Origin of the sequence: Streptomyces sp. MMG1533, from assembly GCF_001279775.1 — a bacterium.
Classification (GTDB): Bacteria; Actinomycetota; Actinomycetes; order Streptomycetales; family Streptomycetaceae; genus Streptomyces.
Window position 1 is genome coordinate 48289 of the sequence record NZ_LGDG01000257.1, and the last position, 7041, is coordinate 55329.

Annotated in this window: 7 protein-coding genes; 5 read left to right on the forward strand and 2 right to left on the reverse strand. The window is 70.6% G+C overall.

The window, feature by feature from the left end:
- Positions 1 to 13: 13 nt before the first annotated feature.
- Positions 14 to 1624, reverse strand: a complete 1611-nt coding sequence (locus ADK57_RS37790; RefSeq protein WP_053754213.1) for a cation acetate symporter — start codon at positions 1622 to 1624, stop codon at positions 14 to 16.
- The gene (locus tag ADK57_RS37795) at positions 1621 to 2103 is read right to left on the reverse strand and encodes a DUF485 domain-containing protein (RefSeq protein ID WP_053754214.1); all 483 of its coding nucleotides are present in this window, start codon (positions 2101 to 2103) and stop codon (positions 1621 to 1623) included. Before ADK57_RS37795 ends, ADK57_RS37790 begins: the two co-directional genes overlap by 4 nt.
- A gap of 265 nt (positions 2104 to 2368) precedes the next feature.
- Here ADK57_RS37795 and ADK57_RS37800 point away from each other — a divergent pair, with 265 nt between their 5' ends.
- The 5 genes from ADK57_RS37800 to ADK57_RS37820 all read left to right on the forward strand — a co-directional run.
- Positions 2369 to 3070 (forward strand): NAD(P)-dependent oxidoreductase, encoded by a 702-nt coding sequence (locus ADK57_RS37800; protein WP_053754215.1) that lies wholly within the window; start codon positions 2369 to 2371, stop codon positions 3068 to 3070.
- Between the two features lie 75 nt (positions 3071 to 3145).
- On the forward strand, positions 3146 to 4072 hold the full coding sequence (locus ADK57_RS37805; protein WP_053754216.1) for a TIR domain-containing protein: 927 nt from the start codon (positions 3146 to 3148) through the stop codon (positions 4070 to 4072).
- 57 nt (positions 4073 to 4129) lie between these two features.
- Positions 4130 to 5695 carry an effector-associated domain 2-containing protein gene (locus ADK57_RS37810; RefSeq protein ID WP_053754217.1) on the forward strand — a complete coding sequence of 522 codons (1566 nt, stop codon included), beginning with the start codon at positions 4130 to 4132 and terminating at the stop codon, positions 5693 to 5695.
- Positions 5692 to 6741, forward strand: coding sequence for an AAA family ATPase (locus tag ADK57_RS37815; protein ID WP_053754218.1), 1050 nt, complete (start codon positions 5692 to 5694; stop codon positions 6739 to 6741). Before ADK57_RS37810 ends, ADK57_RS37815 begins: the two co-directional genes overlap by 4 nt.
- Positions 6742 to 6841: 100 nt before the next feature.
- The coding region (locus ADK57_RS37820) for a hypothetical protein (protein WP_053754219.1) at positions 6842 to 7041 on the forward strand (200 nt) is incomplete at its 3' end.

Below are 7041 nucleotides of genomic sequence, written 5' to 3' on the forward strand. Positions count from 1 at the left end.
GCCCTCGGTGGTGTCAGTTCCCCTTCCGCACGGCCCCCGCCAGGATCCACCCCTCCACCGCTTCGTACTGCCGCCGCTGCTCCTCCGACTTGTTCCTTCCCGACGCCACCGTGCCCAGCCATCCGAAGAGGAAGCCCGCCGGGATCGACACCAGGCCCGTCGTCGTGAACGGGAACCAGTTGAAGTCGGCCTCGGGGAACGCGGAGACGGGCGAGCCGGAGACCAGGTTCGTGCCCGGCATCAGCAGCAGGACCGTCAGCGAGCCGCCGATCAGCGTGCAGAGCAGGCCCGTTCGGGTGTAGCGGCGCCAGAAGAGGCTGTAGACGAGGGCGGGCGCGATGGCGGAGGCGCCCAGGCAGAAGGACAGGGTCACCAGGGGTTGCAGGCTGCGGTGTTGGACCAGCGTGGCCAGCACGATCGCCGCAACACCGACCGCCAGCGCCGACATCCGCGCCAGCATCATCTCGCGGCGCTCGGACATCTCCTGCACTCGGGCCGCGAACACGTCGTGGGCAAGGGAGTTGGCGCAGGCGAGGATCATGCCGGCGACGGAGGCGAGCAGGGTGAGGAAGATCGCCGTGGTGACGGTCGTGAACAGCAGTGTCTCCGCCGTGGAGACGTCCGCGCCGAAGGCGGCCCGGGAGGCCAGCAGGTACGCCGTGTTGCCCTGTGGGTCCGCCTGCGCGATCACCGCCCGGCCGATCAGCGCCGTCGCACCGAACCCGACGACCGTGATGACCAGCACGAACAGCACCACCGAGGACACCGCCCAGGACATCGAACGCCGCACCTGGCGGGCGCTGGAGGCGGTGTACATGCGCATGGTGACGTGCGGCAGACAGCCGCCGCCGAGGACCACGGCCAACTGGGCGCTGATCATGTCGAGGCGGGGATGGGGACTGGCCTCGAACTCCAGCCCCGACTGAAGGAAGGCGGACCCGACCCCGCTCTGCTCCGCCGCCGTGTCGAACAGCGCTCCCGGATCCCAGTCGAACCTGTTCATGATCAGTACGGCGACCACGGCGCCCGATCCGAGCAGCATCACGATCTTCAGGATCTGGATGAGGGCGGTGCCCTTCATGCCGCCGATCGCGGCGTAGCTGATCATCATCGCGCCCAGCCCGATGATGCAGCCGGTCTTCAGTGAATCGCCGGAGAAGCCGAGGATGAACGCCAGCAACTGCCCGGTCCCGGCCAACTGCACCAGCATCAGCGGCAGCAGCGCGGCGATCGTCACCGCACACGCGGCGATCCGCACACCCCGCCCCGGCATCCGGCGCGCCAGCGCGTCGCCCATCGTGAACCGGCCCGCGTTGCGCAGCGGTTCGGCCAGCAGGAACATCAGCAGCATCAGCGACAGCGCCGTACTGAGGGCGAGGACGACACCGTCGTAGCCGCACAGGGCGATGACCCCGCCGGTGCCGAGCACGGTCGCGGCGGAGATGTAGTCCCCCGCGATCGCGAGGCCGTTGCGCATGGGGGACAGGGAGCTGTAACCGGTGTAGAACTCGTCGAGGTCGTCCCGGTCGGGGCCGGTCATCACGCACAGCAGCAGCGTGATGGTGGCGACCGTCGAGAACGCCACCAGCGACATCGCCTGCGCGGAATCGCTGAATCCCGTCATCGCTTCCCCGCCTCCTCCCGCTTGGCGTTCAGTTCGGACTCCCTGCGGATGCGGTCCGCGATCGGATCGACGTAACGGCGGGCCGTGTGCTCGTACAACGCGATCGCCAGCCAGGTGACGGGCAGTTGGACCATCGCGAGCAGCAGCCCGGTGGGCAGCCCGTCGGTGACCGTGCTCGCCATGAACCCCGGCGCGAACGCGGACAGGATCAGGAAGAGCGTGAAGTACCCGAGCGCGGTGAGCGTGGCCGTACGCCGCTGCCAGCGGTAGGCGCTGCGCAGGATCCGCAGGTCGCTGTGGTGGCCGAGGGCGGGGCGAGGCCGGGGGCGGGGGCCGGTCGGTCCGGGGGGGGCGGGTGGCTGCCAGGGGTAGGTGGAGTACGGCGGGGAGGAGTCGTGCGGTTGGTGCTGATACGGGTTATATGGGTGATGCGGGTGATACGGGTGATGCGGGTACGACGGTGACGGGTCGTAGGACATCCCGGTGCTCCTTGCGCGGCTCAGGAGTTGGGGGGGCGAGCGGAGCCACGCACGCTACTCGTAGGTAGACGTGTACGCGAGGGTTTCACCAAACTGATTGGTCGGTATGCGCTTACTTCGCTGACCTCGGGTGTTACCCGCATTAACCCCGATTTTTGAGCGGCGTGTCACACTCGCGGCCGCTCGACTCCTCTTGTTGGCGAGACCTCAAGACCTCAAGACCTCAAGGCCTCAGGCCTCAGGACCCAGAAGAGGAGACAGAGCAATGGACGTTGTCGTTTTCGGAGCGAACGGGCCGACGGGCAGGCTGGTCGTCGAGCGGGCGAGCGCGGAGGGGCACACGGTCACCGCCGTCACCCGCAACCCGGAGGCCTTTCCGGTGCGGGGCCCGCGACTGCGGGTGGTCGAGGCCGATGTGCACGATCCCGCCGCGGTCGAGCGTGCGGTGGCCGGCCAGGACGCCGTGATCTCCGCGCTCGGCGTTCCCTACGGCAAGGACCCGGTGACCGTGTACTCCGGCGGCGCCACCCACATCACCCAGGCCATGACCAAGCACGGCGTACGACGCCTCGTCGCCGTGAGCTCCACCGTCCTCTTCGGAACACCGGCGCCCGGCGAGAACCTCCTGTTCCGCAAGGTGCTGGAGCCGGCCGTCATGCGGTTCATGGGACGCACGGTGTACGAGGACATGCGCCGCATGGAGGCCGTCGTCCGCGACACCGGCCTCGACTGGACGGTCCTCCGCCCCGGCGGCCTCTTCGACACGGACACGGTCAGCGACTACCGGGTCGGCACGGCGCGCCTGCCCGGCCGGTACACGGCACGGGTCGATCTCGCGTGCGAGCTCGTACGACAGGCTGTGGACGACCGTCACGTGCGTGCCTTCGTCGACATACGCACGACCGAGAACACCCCGACGTTCCTCCAGCTCATCCGGAAGGAGGCGGTTGGCGACAAGCAACGCTGAAACGGGGTTTCCGGCGGCCCGGGTGGGCCATCATGTACGAACTCGTGGTGGTACGCACAGCAAGGGGGAGGCCACATGAGTGAGGCGCCGTCGCCGGTGCGGGTGTTCATCTCGTACGCCCACGACGATCAGAAGCATGTCGACCGGGTCAGGGATTTCTGGATCTTCCTGCGCTCCTGCGGGATCGACGCCGAACTGGACCTGCCCGCGAACGAACGCCGCCAGGACTGGTCCCTGTGGATGCTGCGCGGCATCCGTGACAGCCGGTACGCGCTCGTCGTCGCCTCGCCGCAGTACAAGCGGCGCGCGGAGGGCGACGCGGTGGCGGGCGAGGGCATGGGCGTGCAGTGGGAGGCCGGGCTGCTGCGAAGACTCGTCTACGAGGATCCGGCCGCGGCTCTGGGCCGGATCGTCCCCGTCGTGCTGCCCGACGGCTCCGCCGATGACCTGCCCGCCTGGCTGGGCGGCGCATCCACCTCGCACTACACGGTCGGGGAGTTCACCGTCCCCGGGGCGGAGCCGTTGCTGCGGCTGCTGACCGGACAGCCGTACGAGACCGTGCCGGAGCTGGGAGCCGTGCCCGTTCTGGCGCCCCGGGAACAGGCCTTACGGGAGCCGTTGACGCTGCCCGACCCGGTCGTATCGACGGCACCGGTCCCGCCTCCGCAACCGCCCCCCGCGACCTTCGTGTTCCCGGAGCAGAAGGCTCTCGTCGATGCCCTCATGGCCTGCGCGGGGATCCACGAGCTGGCCGTCCGGCACGAGCTCGTCTTGCTGATGGGCGAGCACCTCGGTCTGGGGCACGCGTTCCCCGTACCCGAGAGCCCGGTCACCCGCACACACCTGCGAGCCCTCGTTCGCGGCATCAGCCGGACCTTGACCCGCGACGCAGCCCTGAAGGCCCTGTACGTGGCCCTCGAGGAGATGGTCCCGGACGACGTCGGCACGGCGGGCGTACGGGCGGTGCTGACCGGGGCCGGACTCGACCTGGGGGAGGAGTGAATGGTCCGTTGGCGCCCGTGGCGCGGTGAGGGCGCTTCGCCGCGGGGCGGGGCTCCGATGCGTGGGAAGGCGTGGCGGGAGGAGCGGCTGCTCGCGGCGATCCTGGCCGACATCCCGGGGCTCCAGGCGCGACAGGGCCGTCTTGACCTGGTCTACGACGTCGGCCCACCGCTCCGGGGTGCGGTACGGGAATTCGATCGGCCCTTCGACCATCTCCGCGAGGTCGTCCGCACCGGCCGTCGCACCGGCACGCTGGCCGCGCTGCGGGACGTGCTGCTGGATGTCGAGCAGGAGGACGCCGACGCTCACTGGTTCGCCCTCGCGGTCACGGTCCTGACCGCGCCGGCCGGCCCGCTGTCGCCCGAGTACATGCTGCGTCTCGTCGGCGAAATGCGTGGTCTGCCCCCGGAGTTCGGCGTGAGCACCGTGGCGCGATACGCGACCGAACGCCGTGGAGCCGGCCGTCCGCTGGACGCCGACTCGCTCCCCGTCGCGCTGCTGCGGCTCTACGACGCACGGGAGGACGCCACGGTCGCCGCGGGCCCGCGCACGCTGATGCTGCGCTTCCTCGAACTTCTTGCCGAGGAGGCCGGCGCGCACGAGCAGGGGGGCCGGCTCGCCCGTCTGCTGGCTCGAGCCCCTGGCCGTCGTGGCGTCACCACGGGGCCGGTTGCGGATTCCCCGGGGCAGGCGGATGCCGAGCGACAGGTCATCATCCAGATACGGGTCGAGGAGGTGGGCCCTCCGGTCGACGAGCATGAGCCGTTCACCGGGCGCAGCTACTTCCTGCGCGGCTTCCACTACGAAGGCGGAGGCGGCGACGGACCCGCGTTCCACTGCGCGACGGATCCCACCGAGGTCTTCCAGGGCGACGAACTGGAGCGTCGGGGCCGTGAGTTCCTGCTCGCCTGGCGGGAGCAGGCGGATGTCGGCGTGGGCGCGGACAAGCGGTACGAGTTTCTCCTGCCGGACTCGCTACTCGGTTACCCGGCCGAACTGTGGCCGGGCGGCCCGTCCGGCGTTCCGCTGAGCTACGGCTCCCGGGTCGTCGTACGGTCCCTGAAGCGCTACGACGACAGCACGATCCACGACCAGTGGGCTCGCCGTTGGGAAGCGCTCGACCGCGACTGCCCGCCCGGCGACGCACTTGAGCGCATCGGCTGGATGAGCTCCGGCGACGCGAACTCCTGTGACAGGCAGTGGAGTTGCCCCCCGGGAAGGTTTCCGCCCCTGCACCTGACCGACGTCGCGGACGTCGAGGACTGGCTGCGGGACCACAAGGACCTGTCCTGTCTTGGCCTGGCCGCCCCGTACGAGCTGCACGACCCCCTCGTCCGAGAGGCCGTCCGTGACGCACTGATGTACGACGGCATCCCCGTCATGGTCTGGCGGCGCGACGCGGGCGACCCCGGGCTGCTGCTGGACGCGCTCCGCGGCGACTGTCCACCCGCCCTGCTGGCCGAACTGCCTGACAGCGTCCTCGGGGCTCGGAAGTACCGGCGCCGAGACCCGCTGAGCGTGGGCAGTCACATCACCCTGCTCTGGGACGACCCGACGTGCGTCTTCAGGAACCAGAACAGCCAGATGCCCGGCACCCTCGGGGCCGGCGGAGGAGCGGCATGACGCAGACGCAGGACTGGTGGGTCTACCGGGGCACCGGCACCCCGCACGACGGCATCCGCCGGCTGCCCGGGGCACCGCCCTGGCGAGCCTTCCGGCAGGCCGGCGCGGTCCCCGCCGAACTGCCCGAACCGCCGGACGCCCCCGACGACGACGCCGTTCAGCGCCACCTCGGCCGGGCCGGCCAGGGCGCCGCGTACCAGGCCGGTGAACGGGAGATCCACCTCGTCAACCTTGCCTTGCACCTGCGCCGGCCACTCCTGCTCACGGGCAAGCCCGGCACGGGCAAGTCCACGCTCGCCTACGCGGTCGCGCACGAGCTGCAGCTGGGACCGGTGTTGAGGTGGGCGGTCACCAGCCGTTCCACGCTCAAGGACGGCTTGTACGAGTACGACGCCGTGGGCCGCCTCTACGACGCCGGGCTGCGCAACGCCGGCCTGCGCGGCGACCTCGGGGGGCCCGCACCCGAACCGCCCGACATCGGCAAGTACATGTGGCTCGGCCCGCTCGGCACCGCGCTGCTGCCCTGGAACCGGCCTCGCGTCCTGCTGATCGACGAGATCGACAAGAGCGACATGGACTTCCCCAACGACCTGCTGAACGTCTTCGAGGAGGGCGAGTTCGTCATCCCCGAACTGGCCCGGCTCGGCAGGAAGCCCCAGAAGGTGATGACCGCCGACCGCCGACGGGTGGAGGTCAGCGGAGGTGAGGTGGCCTGTGCGGAGTTCCCGTTCGTGGTGCTGACCAGCAACGAGGAGCGGGAGTTCCCCATGGCGTTCCTGCGGCGCTGCATCCGGCTGGAGATCGGGACGCCCGACCCGGCACGCCTGGCGGGCATCGTCGCGGCCCACCTGGGCGAGCCGGACACCGCGGACGGGGCGCGGGCCGAGCTGATCGCCGAGTTCCTCACCAGGCAACGGGAGATGGGCGCGCTGGCGAACGACCAGCTGCTCAACGCGCTCCTCATGGCGGAACGGGGGCTGTGGGACGGAGAGAAGGGGCGGGCGTTGCTGCGCGATCACTTGCTGCGGCCGTTGGATCGGGGCTGAGGGGGCGATGGCAGGGGGCGGCTGGTTTCGGTCACCGAGGCGTGGGCGTGCGCCGGGCTCCCAGGCTTCGTCGACAGCCGGGCCGCACGACGACCCGGGCGTGAGGCAGACCGCGCCGGACGACATCCTGCGGGAGGAACTCGCCCGCCTGCTGGACGCGGGCGGCCGCCCGGACGCGAGCGACGCCCTCGACGTCCTGTGGGTCGCCCGCCTCAGCGGCCTGGAGCCGCTGGACTGGTCACAGATCGGCGACGGCACCGACCCGACGGCAGGCCTGCCCGCTGCGGACCTGCCGGCGAC

Coding starts and splice junctions, on each gene's coding strand:
- ADK57_RS37790 (WP_053754213.1), bottom strand. CDS start 1,624: ATGACGGGATTCAGCGATTCCGCGCAGGCGATGTCGCTGGTGGCGTTC.
- ADK57_RS37805 (WP_053754216.1), top strand. CDS start 3,146: ATGAGTGAGGCGCCGTCGCCGGTGCGGGTGTTCATCTCGTACGCCCAC.
- ADK57_RS37815 (WP_053754218.1), top strand. CDS start 5,692: ATGACGCAGACGCAGGACTGGTGGGTCTACCGGGGCACCGGCACCCCG.
- ADK57_RS37795 (WP_053754214.1), bottom strand. CDS start 2,103: ATGTCCTACGACCCGTCACCGTCGTACCCGCATCACCCGTATCACCCG.
- ADK57_RS37810 (WP_053754217.1), top strand. CDS start 4,130: ATGCGTGGGAAGGCGTGGCGGGAGGAGCGGCTGCTCGCGGCGATCCTG.
- ADK57_RS37800 (WP_053754215.1), top strand. CDS start 2,369: ATGGACGTTGTCGTTTTCGGAGCGAACGGGCCGACGGGCAGGCTGGTC.